Source organism: Carnobacterium sp., assembly GCF_049673005.1.
Lineage (GTDB): Bacteria > Bacillota > Bacilli > Lactobacillales > Carnobacteriaceae > Carnobacterium_A.
The window spans coordinates 1-24,138 of sequence record NZ_JBATXB010000030.1; the positions used below are offsets into that span (position 1 = coordinate 1).

The window sequence follows — 24,138 nt, forward strand, 5'->3', positions numbered from 1 at the left end:
CGGGTCATCAGTAACGACGTTACTGGTTAAAAAAGAGCAGTAGCAATATTCTTCGGAGGTTTAGCTCAGCTGGGAGAGCATCTGCCTTACAAGCAGAGGGTCGGCGGTTCGATCCCGTCAACCTCCACCATGAGTCATTAGCTCAGTTGGTAGAGCATCTGACTTTTAATCAGAGGGTCGCAGGTTCGAATCCTGCATGACTCATAACTATTCATTCAAATGACTAGTTACAGCCATATTTTAGCGGGTGTGGCGGAATTGGCAGACGCACTAGATTTAGGATCTAGCGTCGAAAGACGTGGGGGTTCAAGTCCCTTCACCCGCACCATATTTTCAAGCCGGCTTAGCTCAGTTGGTAGAGCATCTGATTTGTAATCAGAGGGTCGAGGGTTCAACTCCTTTAGCCGGCATCAGTGCGGAAGTAGTTCAGTGGTAGAACGCCACCTTGCCAAGGTGGAGGTCGCGGGTTCGAACCCCGTCTTCCGCTTACTAGTTCAACTAGTAAGTGATATAATAATCATAACTTGTTCATATTGCCGGGGTGGCGGAACAGGTAGACGCACAGGACTTAAAATCCTGCGGTGAGTGATCACCGTGCCGGTTCGATTCCGGCCCTCGGCACCATTTATTGCACCCATAGCTCAATTGGATAGAGTACCTGACTACGAATCAGGCGGTTAGAGGTTCGACTCCTCTTGGGTGCATTCCATTTTACATAATTAAATCGAAATGGAAATTCCAGAATAACTCAACGTACGGGAAGTAGCTCAGCTTGGTAGAGCACTTGGTTTGGGACCAAGGGGTCGCAGGTTCGAATCCTGTCTTCCCGATAATGAAAGACCACTTAATATAAGTGGTTTTTTTTGTTATCTAAAAAATTAAATAGTGATTATTTGGGTTCTTCAAGAATTATTATCTCATAAATAAAAGAAACATATTATTTATGAACAATTATGAGGAGAGTTACTTTTCAAATACAATTTTTTCTCGTATAATTAAAGTCAGTATTAGTCAAAAAAAATTTAGTTAGTTATTTTTTACAGAAGAATCATTATAAAGTCTGGTGTTGAGACGAAAAGAAAAGGAGCGTTACTGAAAGGACACCGTTGCAATGTATGGTGAAAATAGGTATTATGTATACCATACAACATCATTGTTTTAGTAACAAGTCACACATGAATAATCAGAATATGTCGGATATCATTGAAGCTTATTTAAAAAAGGTACTTGGCGGGGATGAGCAAGTCGAAATTAGGCGTAGTGAAATGGCAGACCGATTCAATTGTGTTCCTTCTCAAATAAATTATGTTATCAACACGCGCTTTACTATTCAACAAGGATATTTAGTTGAAAGCAAGCGTGGCGGTGGCGGATATATAAGAATAATTAAAGTTAAATTACTAGATGCATCAGAGATGCTAGAAATGATGATTGATGTTATAGGTAGTGGGATATCACAAAGAAATGCTTGTTCTATTGTTGAAACACTTTATCAAGATAGTATGATAGCTAAACGAGAAGCAAGCTTGATGCTTTCAGCTATGGAGAAATCGGTTTTATCTTTAGAGGATTGTAAAAAAGAAAATGAACTACGTGCAAGAATATTAACTGCTTTTTTGAATAATTTAAGATACGAACAAGTATAAAAACGGAGGTAATATTATGGATGAATTATTCTCAGAAAAAGCAAAAGCTGTCTTAATGTTAGCTCAAGAGGAAGCTAAACAATTTCGTCATCGTTCTATAGGGACAGAGCATATTTTATTAGCCCTTGTAGTTGAGCAAGAAGGTATTGCAGGAAAAACCCTGCGTGAATTTTCTATAACTGAAAAAGAGATAAGAGAAGAAGCAGAACATTTTACTGGTTATGGGACGATGAAATATGGTTCTAAAGATGTTGTTCTTCCTTATTCGCCAAGAGCAAAGCAAGCAATTACTTTGGCGACAGATGAAGCTAGAAGGATGGGTGCTTCTTTAGTAGGTACAGAACATTTATTGCTTGGTCTATTACGCGAAGAGGATGTATTGTCTTCTAAAATATTAGCAAACTTAGATATTAACTTAAATAAAATACGTCAAATTTTATTGAAAAAAATTGGTATTACCGATGTAAATAATGGTAAAGCTAGACGTTCTAAATCAGCTATCAAACAAACTTCAGGGACACCTACACTAGATGCATTAGCAAGAGACTTAACAGCCAGTGCTAGAGCAAAAAAGATTGATCCAATTGTAGGTCGTCATACAGAAATAAAAAGAGTTATCCAAATTTTGAGTCGTCGTACCAAAAACAATCCAGTTTTGATAGGTGAAGCTGGAGTAGGTAAAACTGCTATAGCAGAAGGATTAGCACAAAAAATTGCAGACAGAGAAGTTCCTCATACGTTAATTGGTAAGAGATTGATGATGCTTGATATGGGATCATTAGTTGCAGGGACAAAATATCGCGGAGAATTTGAAGAGCGCATGAAAAAAATTATTGATGAAATTTATCAAGACGGTAACGTAATCTTATTTATTGATGAACTACACACATTAATAGGTGCGGGTGGTGCTGAAGGAGCGATAGACGCTTCTAATATATTGAAGCCTGCTCTAGCTCGAGGAGAGTTACAGACTATAGGTGCTACGACTCTAGACGAATATCAAAAATATATTGAAAAAGACGCAGCTTTAGAAAGACGCTTTTCACCGATTCGTGTCGAACAACCGTCACTTAAAGAAACGGAAGATATCCTATTGGGCTTACGTTCACGTTATGAAAATCATCATGGGGTAGAAATTACGGATGAAGCAATTCATTCAGCTGTTCAATTATCTTCTCGTTATATAACTTCAAGGCAACTTCCAGATAAAGCAATTGATTTAATAGATGAGTCAGCTTCAAAGGTACGCTTAGATTCTTCTAGTAAACCTTCACCAATGGTTGCTGCACTCAAACAGTTAGAACTTTTAATTGAAGAAAAAGAAATAGCTATTCAATTACAAGATTTTGAGAAAGCAGCTAAAATAAGAATAAATGAAATGAAACAGCGAACAGAAATTGAAGGAATATTAGAAAAAATTAAACATCCCTCTCCAAATGCAGTAAGTTTGAAGGTAGAAGAGGTAGATATTGCAGAGGTTGTTTCTTTATGGACTGGGATTCCAGTAAAACAAATGGACCAGAAAGAATCAGATCGTTTATTGAAATTAGAAAAAGTATTGCATAATCGTGTAATTGGGCAAGAAGAAGCAGTTAGTGCAGTTGCTAGAGCTATTAGAAGGTCTAGAAGTGGGCTGAAAGATCCCAACAGACCTATTGGTTCATTTATGTTCTTGGGCCCAACAGGGGTTGGGAAAACTGAACTAGCTAAAACGTTGGCTGATGCAATGTTTGGTAGCGAAGAAGCTTTAATTAGAATAGATATGTCTGAGTTTATGGAAAAATATAGTACAAGTCGTTTAATTGGTTCTCCTCCAGGTTATGTTGGTTATGATGAAGGCGGACAATTAACGGAGAAAGTACGACAAAAACCTTACTCTGTCATTTTGTTTGATGAGGTTGAGAAAGCACATCCAGATGTATTTAATATACTGTTGCAAGTGTTAGACGATGGTCATTTAACAGATTCAAAAGGTCGTAAGGTAGATTTTAAAAATACTGTTATGATTATGACGTCAAATCTTGGAGCAACATCATTGAGAGATGAAAAACTAGTTGGATTTAGTACAAAAGATAAGAAAAAAGATCATAATATGATGGAAAAAAGAATTAAAGAAGAACTTAAAACAACATTTAGACCAGAGTTTATTAATCGTTTGGATGAAATTATTGTGTTCCATGCACTTGAAAAAACAGAATTGAATAAAATCGTTAAACTATTAACAAAAATGATTGTTGTGCGTTTAGAAGAGATGGATATTCATGTCAAATTAACCCAAGCAGCTATAGATGTTATTTCCAAAGCGGGATTTGATCCAGAGTATGGAGCTAGACCTTTGCGCCGTGCGATTCAAAAAGAAATTGAAGATCGTTTAAGCGAAGAGCTATTAAGCGGTTCAATTAAAGTTGGCGATCATGTTACTATCGGAGCCTCAAAAGGAACAATTAGGGTGATAGTGAAAGATACGACTAAAAGACTCGAAAACGCTACTCCATCTACTTCAGTAAAATCCTAAAGAAAAGGTTATAAGATAGTTTAAGTAATGGAAACACCTGATATCATCGAATGATGTCAGGTGTTTTTGTTCGTATTTCAATTTTTTTTCTGCTATGATTGAGCTATAGATAGTATAAAAGGAGATGTGAATTTTTATGAATAGAAGTACACGTAACTTACTAATCGGTTTAGGTGCTACAGTAGCGATAGGAGCCGTTATTTTATCCGCATCTGATAAATCTATGGCTAAAATAGAATCCTATATTAATCGTCAAAAAGCTAAAAATTTTGTTAAAGATAAGCTAAAAGGCAATGAGAAAGCTTTAGATGTTGTTGAAAGGTTATCGGATGAAGAAGTTATAAATCTTTTAAAGGTTGTCGATAAAGTTAGTGATTTAAAAGGGCAAGTTGGAACTTATACAAGTCATTTAAAAGATGCAACGAATGAATTTAAGGACATGTTTATAGATAAAAAAGAAAAAGCAGCTGGAAAAGCAGAACATTTTGTAGATGAAGTTAAAGATAAAGTTAAAGGTTAACAAGAAAAAAAGCTTTTTACTTATTGAATGATAAGTAAAAAGCTTTTTTTCTTTTATAAGAGATAGTACCATTAAATGGTCAAAAGATAATTAAGTAGCAAAGTAATAAATCGTTCATATTACGTAAAGATAAACCACTTGTATCATAAAAGCGATCTATTCTATATTGTAAAGTATTTCGGTGAACGTATAGTGACTTAGCGGCCAAACTAATATTTCCTTGACTATGCCACATAGCTAGAATTAGTTCTTTTAGCTCCGGTTGATTAGAATAATTTTTTTTCAAGGTATGCATAAGGACGCTTTTTTCTAAAGCTTCAGATGTATAATGCTGCAAAGCGACGTTAGATAGAGAAAGCAAGTTTTTTCCTTTATTTTTTTGTTTTTCAAAAATAAATTGTTCTTCTTTGAATACTATTTTAAATTGTTTATTAATGGGCCAAAACTGACCAATATAGAAAATCGTTTTAATTGAAAAGTCATCGTCAAGGGTTTGGATGATACCAGAAATTTCATCAAGCGTTAGTCTTTCATCAGATTTTTTTTGTATGAGTAAACCGGAGAATTCATTGATGAAAAAAACTTCTTCAGTGTTACTAAACATACTTTTAAATGCCCTTAGCCAAGTTTTAGTTTCGAAATAGGAGTCTTTTTTTAAAATAGTAAATTGAATGATGCGAAATTCATTAGTCAAAACTACAGAAGGCAATTCAGTTCCATTAAATAGAAAGTGTTGCCACTTAGAAGCAATTGAAGGAACGTTGCTTTTATTAGAAGTAAATATAAGCTTCAGCAATTCGATTTCAGATTTAGTTTTATGCTTTAACTTAAATTGAATCCATTGGTTCTCATAAGCAAAAGAAATGTAATGAGAGTTTTCTAAAGGCAAACTTGTTAGTTGAGCATCAGGATAAATTACTTTGATTTCGTTAAAGTTCAAAAAAACACCTCATTTCAAATAAATAATCATTACTTTTATTGAGTCTATTATTTTTAATCAAGTTTATTGAAGAGTTATGATATGATAATGGTAATAAATTAAGAAAGGTTGGACGTATGCTGACATTAGAAGAAAAAGAACACTTTATGGGTGAAGCGATTAAAGAAGCCAAAAAGGCTGGGAAAAAATTAGAAGTACCGATTGGTGCTGTAGTTGTCTTGAACGGCCAAATTATTGGTCGCGGTCATAATGGTCGTGAAGAAACTCATGATGCAACAGCACACGCTGAGATGATAGCCATTAAACAAGCAAACAAAACTTTAGAAAATTGGCGTTTAGAAGATGCTCAGGTATTTGTAACGTTGGAACCTTGTCCAATGTGTAGTGGAGCAATGATTTTATCACGTGTCAAAGAACTTTATTATGGAGCACCCGACCCTAAAGGTGGTACTGCCGGTACGTTAATGAATTTATTAACAGATAGCCGTTTTAACCATCAAGTCGATAGTGAAAAAGGTATTCTTGAATTTGAATGTAGTGAATTACTAACAAGCTTCTTTAAAGAACTACGCAGAAGGAAAAAAGAAGAAAAAGCTAAACAAAAAAATTAGATGCAATCTAACAAGATAATAAATATTTTTGGAATTCATTTAGTCAGCCATTAACTCTTGATCTTTTGCAATAGTAGCATCTACACCTTTAATTATTGTTGAGATAAATTTTTCGTCTTCTAAAGCGACAATCCCTGCAACAGTTGTCCCGCCAGGAGATGAAACCTGATCTATTAAATTCCATGGAGATTGATCGCTTTGAAGGACTAATTTCGCACTACCTAAAACAGCTTGAGCAGCAATTTTTGTAGCTAATTCTTTTGGCATACCATTCTTTACAGCTCCACGAGCTAGGGAATCAATAAAAAGAAACGTATACGCTGGTGAGCTACCGGCGATGGCTATAAATGTACTAAAGTCTTTTTCTTCTAACTCGATAACTTCTCCTATGGCATCAAACATACCAAGCACATATTGGATTTTATCGGGCGAGGTAAAGTCATTTCCACAAACTGCAGTCATACCTTCACCGATAATTGAATTTAAGTTTGGCATAACTCTAATGATAGCATTAGTAGAATTTTCGCCAATTAAATTAGTTAATTTTTGTAGAGATGTTCCTGCGGCGATTGAGACTAATGTCGGCTGATATTTTTTAATAACATCACTTAAAGCAGGCAATAGTTCTTTAAGTACATTAGGTTTAACAGCTAAAACAACAACGTCTACTTTAGAGATTAATTCTTCACTTGAAGAGCAGATAGTTGTTTTTGTTTCAGCAGCGAATACATCTAATGTTTTTTTTGTTCGACTATAGAGATAGATATCTTCGCTAGACATATAATTTTTTTTAATAATTCCTTTTATAATAGCACTAGCCATATTTCCTATTCCAATAAATCCAACTTTCATAGATAACACTCCATTCCTAAAAATATACTAAACTGTTATTATTTTAACATAAAAAGACTATCTTGTTTAGAACTCTAAGTTTACTTCCTCATCTATATCATACAACAACATCTAACGTGTTGTTGTATGCAAACAATTAAAATGGTAAAATACAAGTCATATTTCAAAAATAGGAAAGCTACATACTTAGATTAAAAATTAACTTATTTTTAGAACCAAACAGAGTTATAAGTTAAAGAGATAAGTTAAGTAGATTAAAGAGAGGTGATCTAAGATGCAAAATCGTTATGACGAACTAAAAAGAGCTGAAAAAGGAGCAATTATAAGTATCGTAGCGTATATCTTTCTTTCTTTAATTAAAATAGGTGTTGGTGTTACCTATCAATCCGTAGCTTTAAGAGCAGACGGGTTAAATAATTTAACGGATGTTTTTTCTTCAATAGCTGTTTTAGTTGGTTTAAAGTTAGCTCGAAGACCAGCTGATGATAACCATCCATATGGTCATTGGAAAGCAGAAACAATAGCTAGTTTGGTTACATCTTTTGTTATGCTATTTATAGGAATTCAAGTTTTTTATTCTAGCTTTAATCGTTTAATTGAAGGTGAGAGCATCTCACCCGATAAGATAACAGGATTAGTTGGTTTTTTAGGCGCTATTATAATGTTAGGAGTTTATTTTTATAATTTAACACTTGCTAAAAAGATTAATAGTGATGGTTTAAAAGCTGTAGCCAAAGATAATTTTAGTGATGCTCTAACTAGTTTAGGGACAACGATTGCTATTATTGGATCAACGCTAGGATATGTTTGGATGGATGGTACCATGGCTATTATCGTATCCTTTATTATTATTAAGACAGGTGTAGAAATTTTTCGAGATAGTGCATTTTCTCTGACTGATGGCTTTAATACAGAAGATCTGGATAGGTATAAATCAAGTGTTTTAAATCTACCAAATGTTGTTTCAGTTGAAGACATTAAAGCAAGAAAATATGGTGCAAATATTTATGTAGATGTGACAATCTTGGTTGATGCTACGCTGACAGTTCTACAAGGGCACCAAATTACAGAGAATGTCGAGAGAACCTTAAAAGAATCTTATGGGATAATTGACATTGATGTTCACGTTGAACCTGCTCAAAATAACGATACGAATAGTTAATTGTGTCTTTATTATGAAGAAAGAATTAATCTAATCGTATTTGTTGTTAGTAGTTAGTTGATAATATAGAGAGAAACAAGCATAATAGTAATAATTGAAAGCGAACCCAATATGTTAACTAATAGTTCTTATTCATTTAATAAGGAACGGGGGTTGGAAATGGTTAATAAATCAACAGCTTACTTATTTTTCGGTATACTTCTAGCCATTAGTGTGTTCATAACGATAATTTATCGTTCTAATAAAGCACCAACTTTTATTCGATTAATTCCAGATAGAATAACGATTTTTTCTCCTGATACTCCACGTATATATAATTCTAATAGCTTTTCCCTTTTTAGAATAAGTAAACAGACGATACCGTTTATATCATCATTGATAACGGGTTTATTAAAATTAATAAAAAAATCTTCTAAACGTCCCCTTCAAAAACATGTAAAACTCAACCATAACTTTCCTGAAACAAATTCAGATATATTTTTAAAAATTCCTACTCCTTATGACGATGGTACAAATTGGATTGGCAGAAAAAACCAAGCGACACATCCATCTGTTATTCAGTTTGATACAGAATGGAATGGCTATAAATATTGGATGACGTATACTCCCTATCCTTACGGGAATGATAAAAAAGAAAATCCGAGTTTAGTGTCTAGTAATGATGGCGTTAATTGGGTTGTGCCACCAAAAGTAGTTAACCCAATTATTTCTAATAGGGTCATTCCTAGTTATCTTTTTGATAGTTACCTTTCTGATAGTCACCTAGTATACAACAAAGATAAAGATGAGTTAGAATTGTGGTATCGTTATGTGAGTAACAGGAAAAGAAATGAAATATTGTATAGAGTAAGATCAAAAGATACCATTCAGTGGACTTCTCCAGAAAAATTGGTAGATGATTCTAATAACTTATTACAATATGTTTCTCCTTCTGTTATCTATGAAGAAAAAAAATATAGAATGTGGATTATGCGTGATTGGTATATCTATTATTTGGAAAGCTACGATGGCAAAGAATGGAGTAATCCAGTTCCGGTATTTTCTGGAAAAAAACCGATTCACTCATGGCATCCACATGTTTGTAAGATCGGAAACACTTATTATTTATTAAACAATGATAACGATACAAATACAGGTGCTGGTGGGAAAATATACTATAGTCTTTCTGATGATGGTATCTACTTTACTAAAGAAAAAATAATATTAAGTTCAACCGGAAATGGTTTAAGCTATGATTCGACAGGAGTCTATAGGGCAAGTATGGCATCCGGACCACAAGGTTTTTTCTTGTATTATGGTCAAGTTTCTATTAATTATCAATGGACAATTGGACTTTCAACCGGATTAAATTTAAATAAAATGAGAGGAATGGACAAAGCTAAATTAAATAGGTATCAAAAAATAAATAGTGATTTTATTAGTAATGAAGAGAGGTGTCAGGAGTTTTAAATAGTGATTTATTAAATAGAAAGAAGGGAATAGAATAGTGAAAAATAAGAGTTGGGTTTTTCCATTAGTTGGTATTATGCTAGTTAGTCTAGATGTATCTGAAGTTTTAGCTGAAGAAAGTAATGAATCGATAAAGATAGTGCAAGAAGAAAATAACGGAGGTATTAAATTATTAGATGAAGATGAACGTCAAGAATTGAAATCCAGTAAACTAAAAGAGTCTAACATCACAGAATTCGTTCAAGATAATACAACTTTGGAAATACCACAAGAAATACCGCAAGAAATACCGCAAGAAATACCACAAGAAAAGCCACAAAAAACACCACAAGAAATACCACAAGAAAAGCCACAAGAAACACCACAAAAAACACCACAAGAAATACCACAAGAAAAGCCACAAGAAACACCACAAGAAACACCACAAGAATTACCACAAGAAACACCACAAGAATTACCACAAAAAACACTACAAGAAACACCACAAGAATTAATAGAAGACATACAAGTAGAAACAATTGTAGTCACCCCACCACCAAAAAATGTGATAGTAGGCGAAACAATAGGACGCTTAGAAGTTACGTACAACCCCGGAAATGCAGTAAAACCAAAATGGGAATATTGGTGGTCATCCAATCCAGAAATTGCGACAGTAAATGCAGGTACGGGCATAATCACAACCCATAGAGCAGGTACAGCTATGATTATGGTTGAAGTTGATACAGGGCAAGAAGCCGGAGTATCATTAACGGTTAGTGATGGTTCATCAACGCCAGTAGAAACTCCAATAGAATCGATAACCATTGATTCTTCTAGAACTAACTTAGAGGTTGGAGAAACAATAGGCCGTTTAGATGTTATTTATAGTCCAGGTAATGCTATAAAACCGAAATGGGAATACTGGTGGTCTCAGAACCCAGATATTGCAACAGTTGATTCTGCTACAGGGGTAATTACAACAATTAGAAATGGTAAAGTTACTATTATGGTAGAGGTTGATACAGGACAAGTAGCATCCAAAAAATTCATTGTAGGAGTTCTAGCCGAGAAAGGTCCAAATTCTCAAATATTTTTGCCTATTCCGACAGTTTATGATGATGGAACCGATTGGATAGGACGGACGAATCAAGCAACTCATCCTTCTGTTATTCAGTTCGAAAATAATTGGAACGGATATAAATATTGGATGGGATTTACGCCCTACCCGTATGGCGATGATCAAAAAGAAAATCCTAGTATTGTAGCTAGTCATGATGGAATAAATTGGATTATTCCTGAGAATATATTCAATCCGTTAGTACCAATTGAAATTGAGAATGCATATAACTCAGATACGCATATGGTTTATAATAGTGAAACAAACGAGTTGGAACTTTGGTATCGCCAAGTTGAAAATGCTAGCTATAAAGAAACATTATTCCGTATCAGAACAACAGATGCACTAAATTGGACAATGCCTGAAGTAATGATTTCTGCAACTTCAAGTAATTATATGCAACTGACTTCCCCTTCTATTGTCTATGAAGATGGTAAATATAAAATGTGGTTTAATCGCAATTGGGAAGTTCATTATGCTGAAAGTTTAGATGGTAAAAATTGGAGTGAAGTTATTAAGATTAATACTGCTGGAAAAAATGTTCACACGTGGCATCCAAATGTTCAAAAATTTAATGATACGTATTACTTGTTGAACAATGATAATGATACAAATGCGGGTATACGAGGATCAATAAGGTACAGTACATCTACTGATGGGATTAACTTTACTGAAGAAACCTTTATTTTAACTTATAGTGATGATGGCGAAAGTTATGATTCTGCCGGTGTTTATCGTGCAAGTATGGCTATCGGTGAACAGGGTGTTTATCTCTATTATGGTCAGATTTCAGATTCATACCAATGGACAATTGGAATGTCTATTGGTGCTGACTTAGGTAGTTTGGTTGGTTTAGATGAAGAAAAGTTAGCTGGTTTTACAAGAGTTTAATCGTTATGAATGGAAATAGTGACACTTATGTAAGAGGGCTTCATTATCTTTAGTTGAATTCAACTGAAGGTAGTGATGCTTTTTTATTATTTTATAAGTAATTAATAATCGTTTATAAGGTATATCACTAGGAGTTTAATGAAAAGTGCATCTATTAGTGCTTTTAGAAATACATTATTCGTATTTTAAAGAGAAACTAGTAATATCACATTAAATTTTATTAAAAAATAACGAAAAAAGTGAATAGGCTTTGACAAATAAAAAAAAATGAGGTAAATTGGTTAATGGGCGAACTATTTAGAATCATATAGAATATAATGTTCGTTTATAGAGGCGACAAAGCGGAAATAATTTAAAAATAGATAAAAAGAATAGAAAGAGGTTTTCAAACTAATGAAAGTTTTTGATTATGAAGACATCCAATTGATTCCCAATAAAAGCATTGTTAAAAGCAGAACAGAATGTGATACAAGCGTGAAATTAGGCGAGCGTACTTTTAAATTGCCTGTAGTTGCAGCGAATATGCAGACAGTAATCGATGAAGAACTAGCGATTTGGTTTGCAGAGAATGATTATTTTTATGTCATGCACCGTTTTGAAGAAGAGAAGCGTCGTCCGTTTGTTATCGACATGCATGAGAGAGGATTATTCGCTTCTATCAGTGTTGGAGTAAAAGAAGCAGAATATGATTTTATCAAGGAATTAGCCGATCAGGGAATCATACCTGAATACATTACAATTGATATTGCGCATGGTCACTCTGAGTTAGTGATTAATATGATTCATCATATAAAAAAATACTTACCCAATACATTTTTAATTGCTGGAAATGTAGGTACTCCAGAAGCTGTTCGTGAGCTAGAGAATGCAGGAGCAGATGCTACAAAAGTAGGTATCGGTCCAGGTAAAGTTTGTATCACTAAATTAAAAACAGGTTTTGGAACAGGTGGTTGGCAGTTAGCTGCACTTCGCTGGTGTTCAACAGCAGCTCGTAAACCGATAATTGCTGATGGCGGGATACGACACAATGGAGACATTGCCAAATCTATTCGTTTTGGGGCTACAATGGTAATGGTAGGTTCTGTCTTTTCAGGGCATGATCAGTCTCCAGGAGAAGCGCTTGAAATAGATGGGAAAATGTACAAAGAATATTATGGTAGTGCTTCTGAATTTCAAAAAGGTGAGCATAAAAACGTTGAAGGTAAAAAGATTATGGTTTCACCAAAGGGAGATATCTCAAATACCTTATTAGAAATGCAACAAGACTTACAATCTTCTATCTCTTATGCAGGTGGCAAGGATATTGAAGCACTTCGTAAAGTAAACTACGTCGTTGTGAAAAATTCTATCTTTAACGGAGATCGTTAAATAGATAAAAAAAGAAGCCTTTGGCTTCTTTTTTTAATCTATTAAACCGTAATCAATTGTTACACTATTTTTATTATTCTGGAGAATGTCAGAAGTTGGTTCAAATGAACCTTCGTAAATCATTTCTTCTTCAGTTAAGTGATAAATTAAAAGTTGTTTTTTTAATGGAGAATGCTTAGTTTTAGAGACTAAATAAAGTTTATTGTTTTTAATGTTTTGCCATTCTATGGCATCATTAGAGACAGGTAAAGTAATTACTTTTTTTGATGATTCATCTAGATTCATCAAATTAGTTGTGTATAAATTAATCCTATTACCAGTGTAGTGATAAGAATAAATTTTACTTCTATCTAAAACAATAGTTGAGTCTACTTTATTGTATTCTTTAGGAAGAAGAATTTTTTTTGTTTCTTTTGTACTAATTTTATAATGATACAGTTCATAACTAGGTACTCTAGAATTAGAATCCAGTGGGACCATTTCATTCTCTTCATCAAATGGTTGTTCATAAGATAAACTAAAAATTAAATCATCAGAGGTCTGATTTATTTTTGTTTCTGATATCAATTCGATATAAGTTACTTCATTTGCTGATGCATTTGATTCAAAAGAAATTTGATTGTCTGATGTAACTTTTTGGTTGCCAAGATCTAGCTGATAAATGTGGTATTCTTGTGAGTTTTCATGATACTCTTCTGGATCTGTTTGTGGAATATCATTTCTAGTAAGAACAGTTAAGTTGCTATTTATAATTTGTATTTTTTGAATATCAACAAACTGATAGTCTTTAGTTTTAGGGAAATCAATTTTATAAGCGAGCTGTTCATCTGTCTTTTTATTCAACATACTAATAGAAAAAAATCTTTTTCCCGAATTTCTATCTAGATATTCTTGATTGAGTTCAATATAAACTAAAAAAGAATCATCTTCGAAAAAATTTTGAGTTAGTGATGATTTTCCGCGAAAGAATTTTTTATGTTCATTTTGTAAACTAGCCAAAGGAGATGTTTTTTCTATATAAGTTGACTGGCTTAGAAAAGACGTTTGCTTGTCATATAAAGTTTTGTTTTTAATTAAAGAAAAATACTTATCAGAATGTATCATACCGAATTCATTTTGTATTCGACTATCTGGAGAATAATAACCCTGTAAAGTAAGTTCTTCTACTTCTGAGGGGTTTCCTTCGATAGTTTTAATAGTAAAGTTTGGATAGTCAGTATTTGAAAAAATAGGTTTCAAATAAAAAATACCAACAATCAAAATAATAACGACTATAAGTGTGTACAACTTCCAGTAACGCTTCAACATGAAGACCTCCTCTAATTAGACTGTGATTTTTTTGTTTAATAAATAATGACTAATCCATATAGAAAAAATAGCAATAGCTATTCCAATAAATAAGACAATAGCCAAATTTTCAATGGGATAAAGATAATAGTAATCTAACTTAGCTTGAATAAGGATAGGAGAAATCAATAAAATCAACATTCCTATACTAAATAATATCCCAAATAGTATTCCTTTAAAGTGGAAACTTCTTTCAAATAAAATAGATGTAAATAAAACAATTAGAATAAGTAAACCTAATCCATAATGAATCAAAAATTGAAGAAATGACTCAGGAATTAAAAAAACTAAGTATTCTGAAGAAGAAATGATTGTTTGGATGGAGAGATTAAATCTTAAATTATCCGGTAATAAATAATGGAAAAGAGCAGATTCAAGGGGAAGCAGAATTAATTGAGTAGCAACTAATCCTAGTACCATTAAAAAAATAGTAGTTAACTTAGAGAAAAGTAAATTAATTCTATTTGTTGGCAACATTAAAAGACGGTATATAAAAGAATTTTTACCAAACCAATCTCGATACCAAATAAGAAAACTATAAATAATTAATGTAGCAATACTAAAAATAATAGGGAGAACAAACCAACCACTAGTGACTACGTCAATCATTGTAATTGGAGAATAAGAAATGAAGTATTGCTTTATAGAAAGAGATTCTTCCAATAGCGTCTGATTAACAAGGGTGATATAGCTACGTGCTTCTAAAAAAACTCCTGCTAACTGAGAAACGATAGTTATCCCTATTAATACGACATAAAAAGTTATAAAGCGATTAAGTTCGAAATGGACTAAATTTAAATAGTTTTTCATTTTATATAAACCTCCCGCATGACATCAATAATAGATTTTTCTTCTTGCTCGCGCATATCTTCAGCATTAAAATCTTTTACTACGATACCATCATCCATTAAAATAACTTTATCAATTAAGTGTTCAATATCATTAATTTCATGAGTTGTAATGAGCACTCCACGATCTTCAATGAGATGACTTGTAAAAACAGCAGTGATTTGTTCGCGACTAAAAATATCAATTCCTGAAAAAGGCTCGTCCATTAGTAAGTAATCAACATCTAAAGCTAAACCAAGTAATAAATTAATTTTAGCAGTGTTTCCTTTTGAAAGATCGGCAATTTTTTCTTTTTCAGTTAATTGGAAAAAATCTAGCAATTCATCTGCTCGTTTTTGATTCCAGGTTGCATAAAAATCTTTCATGAAACCCATTGCTTGTTTAATAGTCATCTGTGAAAGCATAGCGATTGTATCTGGAATAAACGCAATAGACTGATAACTATCTTTAGTTATTTTTTTACCATCGATTAAAATTTGACCACTGTTTATAGGAGTTAAATTCATAATCGCATTCAAGGCAGTTGTCTTACCAGCACCGTTGATTCCAATCAAGCATGTTATTTGTCCTTTCTCTGCAGTAAAGGATAGTCCTTTCAAAATCTTTTTTTTACCAAAGTTTTTAGTGATATTTTTTACTTCAATCATTTGTATCCTCCTTATCGTTTTCATTTTCGAGATATTTCTTTTTGACTAAATCAACAATTTCCTCTAAAGGAACTTTAATAGGAGTGATTGCTGTAATGAAGTTATTTGTAGCTTCATCAATTAATTCTGTACGAATATTTTTTAAAAGCGCAGTATTTTCAGTGATTTTACTAGGCATGTTGCCTTCTGTATAGATTAATCCAATCGTTTCCATTTCTTTATAAGCCTTTTGCGCAGTATTAGGATTAATACTTAATTGATTTGCAAGTTCACGTCTCGATGGTATTTCTTGACCAGGTTTTAAGTGGGCAACGGCAATTTCTTGTTTAAAGTATCGAATAACTTGTAAATAAATGGGATCTCGTTTATCGAATTGGATGTTCATAGCTACCTCCTATAAGTTTCGGTGTATTAATTGACTAATACACCTATATTAAAAAAAACTGTGAAATCAAACTTCTCTACTGTATTATATGGCTAGTACGCTAGCTGTGTCAATAGTAACTTTATATATTTTTTAATTGTATAGTTGCTAATAAAATTTAGTGTGAAATAAAATTGAATAAAAATGACTAGCTTTTAGTTTTGCTTTACGTTATAATAAGAGATGCCGCAAGGCCGTATGGCAATGGAGAACTTACGAATCGTGTCAGATCCGGAAGGAAGCAGCACTAAGTTTGCTTGTCCATGTGCTGTACGTACATAGTAAGATTAAAAAGTTTTTGATTTTTTTAAATCAAAAACTTTTTTTGTTGCCATAAAGAAAAAGACAAACAATGATTGATCAGGAATGGAATTATTTTTGAAGAAGATCGAGGTTTAATTTTTGAGTCAAATAACGTATAATAAAAAGTAGCAACTACAGGGTTAAGAAGGGGAGAGAAGCATTGAGTTATCAAGCACTTTATCGCGTATGGCGACCTCAAAAATTCCAAGATATTGCCGGGCAAAAAGCCATTACACAAACATTAAGAAATGCCCTGATGCAAAAAAAGACAAGTCATGCCTATCTCTTTACAGGCCCTCGTGGAACTGGAAAAACTAGTGGAGCTAAGATTTTTGCTAAAGCTATTAACTGCCACTTTCTAAAAGATGGTGAGCCTTGTAATGAGTGTGAAACGTGTATAGCTATCACAAAAGGCCAATTAAATGATGTGATTGAAATTGATGCGGCGAGTAATAATGGTGTCGAAGAAATTCGTGATATCCGTGACAAGGCTAAGTACGCACCAACTAGTGCAGATTATAAAATTTACATCATTGATGAAGTTCATATGCTTTCAACGGGAGCATTTAATGCATTGTTAAAAACATTAGAAGAACCACCAAAGAATGTCGTTTTTATTTTAGCAACTACAGAGCCACATAAAATTCCTTTAACGATTATATCTAGAACACAGCGATTTGATTTCAAACGCATTAATGCACGCGATATCTCGGATCGGATGCGCTATATTTTAACTCAAGAAAAAATTGAGTTTGAAGAAGCAGCACTGCCTATTATTGCTCGAGCAGCAGAAGGTGGGATGCGTGATGCCTTAAGCATTTTGGATCAATCCATATCCTATGGAGATGAGAATGTAACAGTTGAAGATGTTATGAGTGTTACTGGAAGCTTGACTCAAGAAATAATGATGGCTTATTTTGAGGCAATTGTTAACCGCGATACAAAAAAAGGCCTTTTTCTACTACAGGAGATATTAGTGGATGGAAAAGACGCTGCACGCTTTGTAGAAGATTTAATTCTATTTAGTCGTGATTTATTAGTTTATCAACAAGCGCCTCAAATGAGTGAATTACTAGAAGGGGCTAAAGTTGACGAAGCATTTAAAACATTGAGTGAAACTATTTCGGCAGATTCGCTTTATCAAATGATTGTAATTTTAAATGGAACACAGACAGAATTGCGTTTCACTAATCATCCTGATGTGTATTTAGAAGTCGCTACGGTCAGGTTAACCCAATTGGGGACGGTTACCCACTCGGATTCTAGAGGATCATCAAATGAACAAGTACCAAAACAAGAAAAAGTACCAACGTCATCTAGTAACAAAAAAATTATCGAGTTAGAAAGTGAACTCCTACAATTAAAGAAACAAATGCAGTCCTTGATGGTAGAGGGTAGTTCGAAAACAGTTTCTAAAAAATCTAAACAAGTAACTAGAAAATCTAATAACAATCAGTTTAAACCAAACACGACGGCTATCTATGGCGTATTAAAAGAAGCTACTAGAGAAAACTTAGTTCAATTAAAGAATGTCTGGCCTGATTTATTAAATATGCTATCCGTTACTCAGCGTGCAATGTTAAAAGCATCAACACCGGTTGCCGCAGGTCCAAGTGGATTAATTGTTTCATTTGATTATGATATTCTATGTCAAAAAGCAACGAATGATAGTGAATTAATGGAAGCTGTTAAACAATTTTTAGAAAAACTTGTGGGTTATGGACCTAACATGATTTGTGTACCAGGTGAACAGTGGCCAATTATTAGAGGACAATACGTCAAACAACTTAAAAATCATCCTTTAAATGAGATGCCAATAAAGCAAAAAGAAGTAGGCCAAATTTCAAAAGCTGATGAATCTGTTGGGCAGATGGAACAGGCATTTAAACCTGTCAAAAAAGAATTAGAGTCGGTAGATACTTCTCAGTGGGATAGTTTAGAGGAGTTTGTTCCCCCTACCGAAGAAGACGATAAGATAGTTACTGAAGCGATGATGTTATTTGGAGAAAATATGGTAGAAATAAAAAATGATTAACTAGACTTTAAACTTGGAAGGAAGAGATAAAATGCGCGGAATGGGAAATATGCAAGGTATGATGAAACAAATGCAAAAAATGCAAAAAGAAATGGTAAAGACACAAGAAGCTCTAAATGAAAAAGAATTTATAGGAACAGCCAGTGGGGACTTAGTTAGTGTAACGATGACAGGTGACCGTAAAATGAAAAGTATCTCAATTAAACCAGAAGTAGTAGATCCAGAAGATATCGAGATACTAGAAGATTTAATTGTTTTAGCCTCAAATGACGCTTTAGCTAAAGTAGAAGCTGAGACGGAAGCAACAATGGGTAAATATACTAAAAATATCCCGGGTATGTAAGAAGTTTAAAGATAAACTAATGAAGTCAAAAAAATGTTGAAAATGGGATTCCAAGTTGGATCCTGTTTTTTTCACTTTTTTAGTTCATTAGTTTTTATAGAGAGGAATGGAGTTTATTTGTATCCTGAACCGATAACTAAATTAATGGATAGCTATATGAAGCTTCCCGGAATTGGAGCTAAGACAGCAGCTCGTCTGGCGTTTTTTACAATCAATATGAAAGAAGACGATGTAACAGATTTTGCAAAAGCGTTAATTAGCGCTAAACGCGATTTAAATTATTGCTCCATTTGTGGGCACATTACACAAGAAGATCCATGCTTTATTTGTCAGGATAAGTCTCGTGACAGAAGCATTATTTTAGTAGTAGAAGACCCTAAAGATGTTATATCTTTAGAAAAAATGCGCGAGTACCATGGATTGTACCACGTTTTACATGGTGTGTTATCTCCGATTGAAGGAACTGGACCAGAAGATATCAATATCCCAAGTTTAATAAGACGTTTGCAATCTGAGGAAGTAAAGGAAGTAATCATTGCAACGAATGCAACAGCCGAGGGAGAAGCAACAGCGATGTATTTGTCTAGATTAATAAGACCCGCTGGAATAAAAGTAACACGATTAGCTCATGGCCTCTCAGTAGGTAGCGACATTGAATATGCGGATGAAATTACATTGCTCAAAGCTGTTGAAGGGCGTCGTGAAATAGAATAAAAGAAGCAGACATGTGATAGGTAAAGGGAGAATGCTCGTGTTGTTTAAAAAGAAAATTAAGTTACGGAATCAATATGACAAAAAAATGTTTGATCTAATGAGACAAACAAAGCAAGAATGGGAACATGCAAAAAAAATTGAGCAATCCGTATTTGAAAAAGATGGATTACTTTTTGCCCAGACAAAACTAGCTAAAATTAAATATTTTTATTTATTTAAAGAAGCACGAATACGTAAGATAAAGGGAGACACAACAAAGAGTTGAAAGGTTCACAAAAGAAAGGGAAAATACACCCAGTTATTTATAATTCAGATGATTGTTTCTGGGTTATAAATAAGTGGGTTTTTTAAGGTATAATGATGATGCGAACGGACTAGAAAATGGAGAGTTCTTTTATCAATAGTTGAATAGATTTATATACGTTGGTTTTGAAAAAATCTGAGTAAATGGCATTAGACTGTTCTACTTATATGCAGTATAATAATAACTAAGGACTAAAAGTAAGAAATAAAGGGGTTTTGTGCATTGAAGGGAACGTTTATAACAATCGAAGGCCCTGATGGTTCAGGTAAAACAAGCGTTATCAAAGCTCTGTTGCCTATGTTAGAAAAAGAACTATCTCAAATAATAGTAGCTACAAGAGAGCCAGGAGGCAGCATAATTGCCGAAAAAATACGTGAACTAATTCTAAATCCAAAACACACTGAAATGGATGTACGAACAGAGGCTTTGCTTTATGCAGCAGCTAGAAGACAGCATCTGGTAGAGAAAATTATTCCTGCTTTAGAAGTCGGGAAGATAGTTATTTGTGATAGATTTGTTGATAGTTCTTTAGCTTATCAAGGTGTTGCACGAGATATTGGTGTCGAACAGATTGCAGCTATCAATCAATTTGCGACAGAAGGCCTTTCTCCTCAAATAACTCTTTATTTAGATGTAGAGGCTCACATTGGATTAGAAAGAATTAATAAAAATAAAGAGAACCGTCAGTTTGATCGTTTAGACCAAGAAAATTTAGAGTTTCATCAAACCGTACGCTCAGCCTATCTAAATTTAGTAGGGCAAAATCCTCTTAGAATGATTCCAATAAATGCTAATCAAGAATTAGAAGAAGTAGTAAAAGAGTGTTACAGTGTTTTATTAGAGTATTTCAGACAACTATAAAAAACGAAAGAGGTTGACCAAGATGAAACTAATTATAGCTATTATTCAAGATAAAGACAGCAACCGTTTATCAAATGAATTTGTTGATTCTGGAATACGGGCAACAAAATCATCAACTACTGGCGGTTTTTTAAGAGCTGGGAACACAACGTTTATCATTGGCGTTGCTGATGAACGTGTAGATGAAGTGTTAAATATTATTCGAGAAACGTGTCAATCAAGAGAGCAGTTTATGACCCCACCCGTTAGTTTAGATGTATCAATGGAAACGAATATGCCTTACCCTATAGAAGTTCAAGTAGGCGGTGCGACTGTATTTGTGATGCCCGTTGAACGTTTTGAACAATTTTAATTACAGGTCGTGATAAAAATCGAGGATAACTTAAGAAGTATGCAGCCTATTATCTACAAACAACTAGAAAAGACAATGAAAAAAAATCAACTAACTCATGCATATCTTTTTGAAGGTGTTTCTGGAACGGGGAAAAAAGATATGGCATTATGGGTAGCTGCGTCTCTTTTTTGTCAAAAACCAATTGATAATTTGCCTTGTAAAGAATGTACATCCTGCTCTCGGGTATTGAAACAAGTTCATCCAGATGTAATAGAAATTGCTCCGGATGGATTATCAATTAAAGTGGAACAGGTTAGACAATTAAAAGCAGAGTTTTCAAAAAGTGGAGTTGAAGGTCAACAAAAAGTATTTATTATAGAAGATGCTGAAAAAATGACTGCCGGAGCAGCAAACAGTTTACTAAAGTTTTTGGAGGAGCCTAATGGTAAAGCAATAGCTTTTTTACTAACTACAGCTAAACAGAGACTATTACCGACCATATTATCTCGTTGTCAATTGATTCATTTTAGGAATCTGTCAAAACAACGGTTATTAGATGAGTTAGAAAAAAAAGAATTAAGTAATCAGCAATCAGCCTTACTTATTCATTTAACGAATAGTTTAGAGACGGCTATTTTAATGAGTCAAGATGAGTGGTTTATAGAAGCTTCAAAGATTGGGTATAAATGGTTCATTCAAATTGTAAATAAGAAAGCAGAAAGTTTTATCTTTGTTCAAACAGATGTAATGCCTCACTTTAAAGAACGAGATCATTACTTACTGGCAATAGATTTACTGTTATTGGCCTATCGTGATGTGTTAAAGACACATTATAAAGTAGTTGATCAGTTAGCTTATCCTCAGCATAGTGAGCAAATAGGTAACATAGCAGAACAATTTAGCGGTGAAAAATTATCTTATTCAATTGAAATTCTTTTACAAAGTCGAAAGAAATTAGAAAGTAACGTAAATGCACAGGGAGTTTTTGAACAACTAACATTATTGTTAATAAGAGGATAAAAAAGCCGGACAAAGATCATAGCAAAGAGCGGGTGATAAGGAATGGATAAAAAAACTTTATACGATAGCTTTACAAAGCTAGAAAAAGACACGGATGCTACATTACATCAAATTTCTGATTTAAGAAGAGAGGTCGAGGCACTCGTAGAAGAAAATGCCACCCTACAAATTGAAAATCAACATTTAAGAGATCGATTGAGTGACCTTGAAAAACTGCAACTTTCAAATGAAGAAATTGTAGAGCCTGAGATGAGTAAATCGCGTTTGAATTTAGAAAAATTATATGAAGATGGGTTTCATGTCTGCAATGTTTTTTATGGCTCACGTCGAATGAATGATGAACCGTGTGCTTTTTGTTTAGATGTTATTTACGGAGAACGAAGATAGGAATAGAGTAGACAGATAAATTTACTACAAATAAATCGAATGCTGTTTATTTATAGAGATGATTTCGATCTAGTCAATCGAGATTATCTTTTTATATTTTTTGAAATAATGTATAACGACTTAAAAATGAAAAAGAAGAGAAGGAACTATTATATGAATTTAAAATCAATTATTAAACTAGCTCAGCTGTATTCTACTACTGCTAGTGTTTTTCCATTTCTTATCGGACTATTGTATAGTTGGTACCACTACCAGCAATTGCAGTTGATTTCATCAATTATTTTGTTCGTAACGGTTGTTTTATTTCATGCAGCAGTTAATATACGGGATGAGTATTTAGATTATAAGGTTGCTAGTGAAAAAAATGCTCCTCATGCTAAAGAAATGACAGTTGGTCGAGATCAATTAGACTTAGCATCAGTTAAAAAAGTTTATAACATAACTGGTCTGATATCTGCACTATTAGGTATTTATTTAGTTAGTCAAACAAGTATCATTTTATTGTACATTGGATTAGTTTGTTATCTAGTTGGGATTTTATATACCTCAGGTACTCATCCAATTTCAAGTACACCATACGGAGAAATTTTTTCTGGTATTGTGATGGGATTTGCCATTTATTATGTAACGGTATTTGTGAATGCATTTGGATTGATAGAAGTAAATGTTCTAACAACCGGAAAAATTTTCCTGGCGTCTGTTCCATTAATTAACATAGTGATTAATATTATGTTAGCAAATAATATTTGCGATTTAAAAGAAGATATCGAAGACAACCGCTTTACGTTACCCTATTATATTGGGAAAAGCAAAGCATTGTTTTTATTCAAGTCTTTTTATGCAGTAGCTTATATTTCTTTAATTGTTTCAGTTTTTATTGGAGTTTATCCCAAAATGGTTCTATTAACATTATTAGCTATTCCACTAACAACAAAAAATACAAATAAATTTTTAGCGGTTCAATCAAAATCACAAACATTTATTTACGCTGTTCAAAATTCAGCTATTATTCCACTATTCATGATGGTTACGTTTATTTTAGGTATCCTTTTGAATTTCTAAAGAAATCAATTAGGTATATCATTAGAAATATTGTTGTTTGAGTGGTATATTGAAATTAACAAAGAAGTTAATTTCAAGAAAGGTGGAATTCATAATGCATCAATTAAATAAGATGACTAGCACCGAATTACAAGAATTTTTAACTAGACAAAAAAATTCCACACGCTTTATATTTACCATGATTCATGTAGACGAAACAAAAGAGGAAGTTACCTTGAAGAATGATTCTGACTCTAATACGTTTCTGAAAAATAATCCAGAAGCATCTTTTGAATTAAAAGAAGCAAGCGAGTTAATTTAATGGTTTAAGAAATAGGTTATAACATAAAATGAGGCTGGGACAAAAGTCCCAGTAAGTAAGAAAAAAAAGAAATCTTTACTTCCACTTTTTATGTGGATAAGATTTCTTTTTTTATAGTTTTTTTTGTAGCAAATTAATGGTTTAAAATAAACAAAAA

24 protein-coding genes, 8 tRNA genes and 1 other RNA gene are annotated in these 24,138 nt (G+C 33.3%); 27 read left to right on the forward strand and 6 right to left on the reverse strand.

From position 1 onward, the window contains the following. Positions 1 to 54: 54 nt before the first annotated feature. The 11 genes from WBF61_RS02615 (at position 55) to WBF61_RS02665 (ending at position 4,681) form a co-directional block, all read left to right on the forward strand. A tRNA-Val gene (locus WBF61_RS02615) sits at positions 55 to 130 on the forward strand. A 1-nt stretch (position 131) separates the two neighbouring features. Further along, positions 132 to 204 (forward strand) — tRNA-Lys (locus WBF61_RS02620). Between the two features lie 39 nt (positions 205 to 243). After that, a tRNA-Leu gene (locus WBF61_RS02625) sits at positions 244 to 328 on the forward strand. A gap of 9 nt (positions 329 to 337) precedes the next feature. Then, positions 338 to 410, forward strand: a tRNA-Thr gene (locus tag WBF61_RS02630). A 5-nt stretch (positions 411 to 415) separates the two neighbouring features. Next, a tRNA-Gly gene (locus WBF61_RS02635) sits at positions 416 to 487 on the forward strand. A gap of 48 nt (positions 488 to 535) precedes the next feature. Continuing rightward, positions 536 to 624: transfer RNA gene (locus tag WBF61_RS02640), tRNA-Leu, on the forward strand. 6 nt (positions 625 to 630) lie between these two features. Then, positions 631 to 704 (forward strand) — tRNA-Arg (locus WBF61_RS02645). A 52-nt stretch (positions 705 to 756) separates the two neighbouring features. Beyond that, a tRNA-Pro gene (locus WBF61_RS02650) sits at positions 757 to 830 on the forward strand. 345 nt (positions 831 to 1,175) lie between these two features. After that, positions 1,176 to 1,646 (forward strand): CtsR family transcriptional regulator, encoded by a 471-nt coding sequence (locus WBF61_RS02655; RefSeq protein ID WP_424253700.1) that lies wholly within the window; start codon positions 1,176 to 1,178, stop codon positions 1,644 to 1,646. A gap of 16 nt (positions 1,647 to 1,662) precedes the next feature. Continuing rightward, positions 1,663 to 4,161 (forward strand): AAA family ATPase, encoded by a 2,499-nt coding sequence (locus WBF61_RS02660; RefSeq protein WP_424253661.1) that lies wholly within the window; start codon positions 1,663 to 1,665, stop codon positions 4,159 to 4,161. Between the two features lie 136 nt (positions 4,162 to 4,297). Beyond that, positions 4,298 to 4,681, forward strand: a complete 384-nt coding sequence (locus WBF61_RS02665) for a hypothetical protein (RefSeq protein WP_424253663.1) — start codon at positions 4,298 to 4,300, stop codon at positions 4,679 to 4,681. 79 nt (positions 4,682 to 4,760) lie between these two features. Here the strand turns inward: WBF61_RS02665 and WBF61_RS02670 are convergent, their stop codons facing one another. Then, on the reverse strand, positions 4,761 to 5,621 hold the full coding sequence (locus tag WBF61_RS02670; protein ID WP_424253664.1) for a helix-turn-helix domain-containing protein: 861 nt from the start codon (positions 5,619 to 5,621) through the stop codon (positions 4,761 to 4,763). A 116-nt stretch (positions 5,622 to 5,737) separates the two neighbouring features. Between WBF61_RS02670 and tadA the strand changes: the two genes are divergently transcribed. Then, the gene (tadA, locus tag WBF61_RS02675; RefSeq protein WP_424253666.1) at positions 5,738 to 6,232 is read left to right on the forward strand and encodes a tRNA adenosine(34) deaminase TadA; all 495 of its coding nucleotides are present in this window, start codon (positions 5,738 to 5,740) and stop codon (positions 6,230 to 6,232) included. A 39-nt stretch (positions 6,233 to 6,271) separates the two neighbouring features. Here the strand turns inward: tadA and proC are convergent, their stop codons facing one another. Next, positions 6,272 to 7,084 carry a pyrroline-5-carboxylate reductase gene (gene proC / locus WBF61_RS02680; protein WP_424253668.1) on the reverse strand — a complete coding sequence of 271 codons (813 nt, stop codon included), beginning with the start codon at positions 7,082 to 7,084 and terminating at the stop codon, positions 6,272 to 6,274. A 274-nt stretch (positions 7,085 to 7,358) separates the two neighbouring features. On the opposite strand from proC, the gene WBF61_RS02685 reads away from it, so the two are divergent. From WBF61_RS02685 to guaC, 4 genes are all read left to right on the forward strand, one after another. After that, positions 7,359 to 8,246 (forward strand): cation diffusion facilitator family transporter, encoded by an 888-nt coding sequence (locus WBF61_RS02685; protein WP_424253670.1) that lies wholly within the window; start codon positions 7,359 to 7,361, stop codon positions 8,244 to 8,246. 159 nt (positions 8,247 to 8,405) lie between these two features. Beyond that, positions 8,406 to 9,695, forward strand: a complete 1,290-nt coding sequence (locus WBF61_RS02690; RefSeq protein WP_424253672.1) for a hypothetical protein — start codon at positions 8,406 to 8,408, stop codon at positions 9,693 to 9,695. 37 nt (positions 9,696 to 9,732) lie between these two features. Then, positions 9,733 to 11,682 (forward strand): Ig-like domain-containing protein, encoded by a 1,950-nt coding sequence (locus WBF61_RS02695; RefSeq protein ID WP_424253674.1) that lies wholly within the window; start codon positions 9,733 to 9,735, stop codon positions 11,680 to 11,682. Between the two features lie 393 nt (positions 11,683 to 12,075). Further along, positions 12,076 to 13,050, forward strand: a complete 975-nt coding sequence (guaC, locus tag WBF61_RS02700) for a GMP reductase (RefSeq protein WP_424253676.1) — start codon at positions 12,076 to 12,078, stop codon at positions 13,048 to 13,050. Positions 13,051 to 13,083: 33 nt separating this feature from the next. On the opposite strand, the gene WBF61_RS02705 is transcribed toward guaC, so the two are convergent. The 4 genes from WBF61_RS02705 to WBF61_RS02720 are packed head-to-tail and all read right to left on the reverse strand — an operon-like array spanning position 13,084 to position 16,278. After that, positions 13,084 to 14,358, reverse strand: a complete 1,275-nt coding sequence (locus WBF61_RS02705) for a hypothetical protein (protein ID WP_424253678.1) — start codon at positions 14,356 to 14,358, stop codon at positions 13,084 to 13,086. Positions 14,359 to 14,373: 15 nt separating this feature from the next. Further along, entirely contained in the window at positions 14,374 to 15,207 is an 834-nt protein-coding gene (locus tag WBF61_RS02710) for a hypothetical protein (protein WP_424253680.1), read from the reverse strand. Continuing rightward, positions 15,204 to 15,893, reverse strand: a complete 690-nt coding sequence (locus tag WBF61_RS02715; protein ID WP_424253681.1) for an ABC transporter ATP-binding protein — start codon at positions 15,891 to 15,893, stop codon at positions 15,204 to 15,206. Before WBF61_RS02715 ends, WBF61_RS02710 begins: the two co-directional genes overlap by 4 nt. Further along, positions 15,886 to 16,278 (reverse strand): GntR family transcriptional regulator, encoded by a 393-nt coding sequence (locus tag WBF61_RS02720; protein WP_424253683.1) that lies wholly within the window; start codon positions 16,276 to 16,278, stop codon positions 15,886 to 15,888. The genes WBF61_RS02715 and WBF61_RS02720 overlap by 8 nt, the downstream gene beginning before the upstream one ends. 232 nt (positions 16,279 to 16,510) lie before the next feature. Between WBF61_RS02720 and ffs the strand changes: the two genes are divergently transcribed. The 11 genes from ffs to WBF61_RS02775 all read left to right on the forward strand — a co-directional run bounded on the left by ffs (position 16,511) and on the right by WBF61_RS02775 (position 23,981). Continuing rightward, positions 16,511 to 16,597: signal recognition particle sRNA small type (ffs, locus tag WBF61_RS02725), an RNA gene on the forward strand. A 183-nt stretch (positions 16,598 to 16,780) separates the two neighbouring features. Next, entirely contained in the window at positions 16,781 to 18,655 is a 1,875-nt protein-coding gene (gene dnaX / locus WBF61_RS02730; RefSeq protein WP_424253685.1) for a DNA polymerase III subunit gamma/tau, read from the forward strand. Positions 18,656 to 18,686: 31 nt separating this feature from the next. Then, on the forward strand, positions 18,687 to 18,998 hold the full coding sequence (locus WBF61_RS02735) for a YbaB/EbfC family nucleoid-associated protein (RefSeq protein WP_424253687.1): 312 nt from the start codon (positions 18,687 to 18,689) through the stop codon (positions 18,996 to 18,998). A gap of 33 nt (positions 18,999 to 19,031) precedes the next feature. Next, positions 19,032 to 19,712 (forward strand): recombination mediator RecR, encoded by a 681-nt coding sequence (gene recR / locus WBF61_RS02740; protein ID WP_424253689.1) that lies wholly within the window; start codon positions 19,032 to 19,034, stop codon positions 19,710 to 19,712. Between the two features lie 31 nt (positions 19,713 to 19,743). Next, positions 19,744 to 19,977, forward strand: coding sequence for a YaaL family protein (locus tag WBF61_RS02745; protein ID WP_424253702.1), 234 nt, complete (start codon positions 19,744 to 19,746; stop codon positions 19,975 to 19,977). Between the two features lie 261 nt (positions 19,978 to 20,238). Then, the gene (gene tmk / locus WBF61_RS02750; protein ID WP_424253690.1) at positions 20,239 to 20,877 is read left to right on the forward strand and encodes a dTMP kinase; all 639 of its coding nucleotides are present in this window, start codon (positions 20,239 to 20,241) and stop codon (positions 20,875 to 20,877) included. A gap of 22 nt (positions 20,878 to 20,899) precedes the next feature. Continuing rightward, on the forward strand, positions 20,900 to 21,229 hold the full coding sequence (locus WBF61_RS02755) for a cyclic-di-AMP receptor (protein ID WP_424253692.1): 330 nt from the start codon (positions 20,900 to 20,902) through the stop codon (positions 21,227 to 21,229). Positions 21,230 to 21,238: 9 nt separating this feature from the next. Beyond that, positions 21,239 to 22,231 (forward strand): DNA polymerase III subunit delta', encoded by a 993-nt coding sequence (gene holB, locus WBF61_RS02760; protein ID WP_424253694.1) that lies wholly within the window; start codon positions 21,239 to 21,241, stop codon positions 22,229 to 22,231. 42 nt (positions 22,232 to 22,273) lie between these two features. Next, entirely contained in the window at positions 22,274 to 22,618 is a 345-nt protein-coding gene (locus WBF61_RS02765) for a DNA replication initiation control protein YabA (protein WP_424253696.1), read from the forward strand. A gap of 153 nt (positions 22,619 to 22,771) precedes the next feature. Beyond that, positions 22,772 to 23,680 carry a 1,4-dihydroxy-2-naphthoate polyprenyltransferase gene (locus tag WBF61_RS02770; RefSeq protein WP_424253698.1) on the forward strand — a complete coding sequence of 303 codons (909 nt, stop codon included), beginning with the start codon at positions 22,772 to 22,774 and terminating at the stop codon, positions 23,678 to 23,680. Between the two features lie 94 nt (positions 23,681 to 23,774). Beyond that, positions 23,775 to 23,981 (forward strand): hypothetical protein, encoded by a 207-nt coding sequence (locus WBF61_RS02775; RefSeq protein ID WP_424253699.1) that lies wholly within the window; start codon positions 23,775 to 23,777, stop codon positions 23,979 to 23,981. Positions 23,982 to 24,138: the final 157 nt, after the last annotated feature.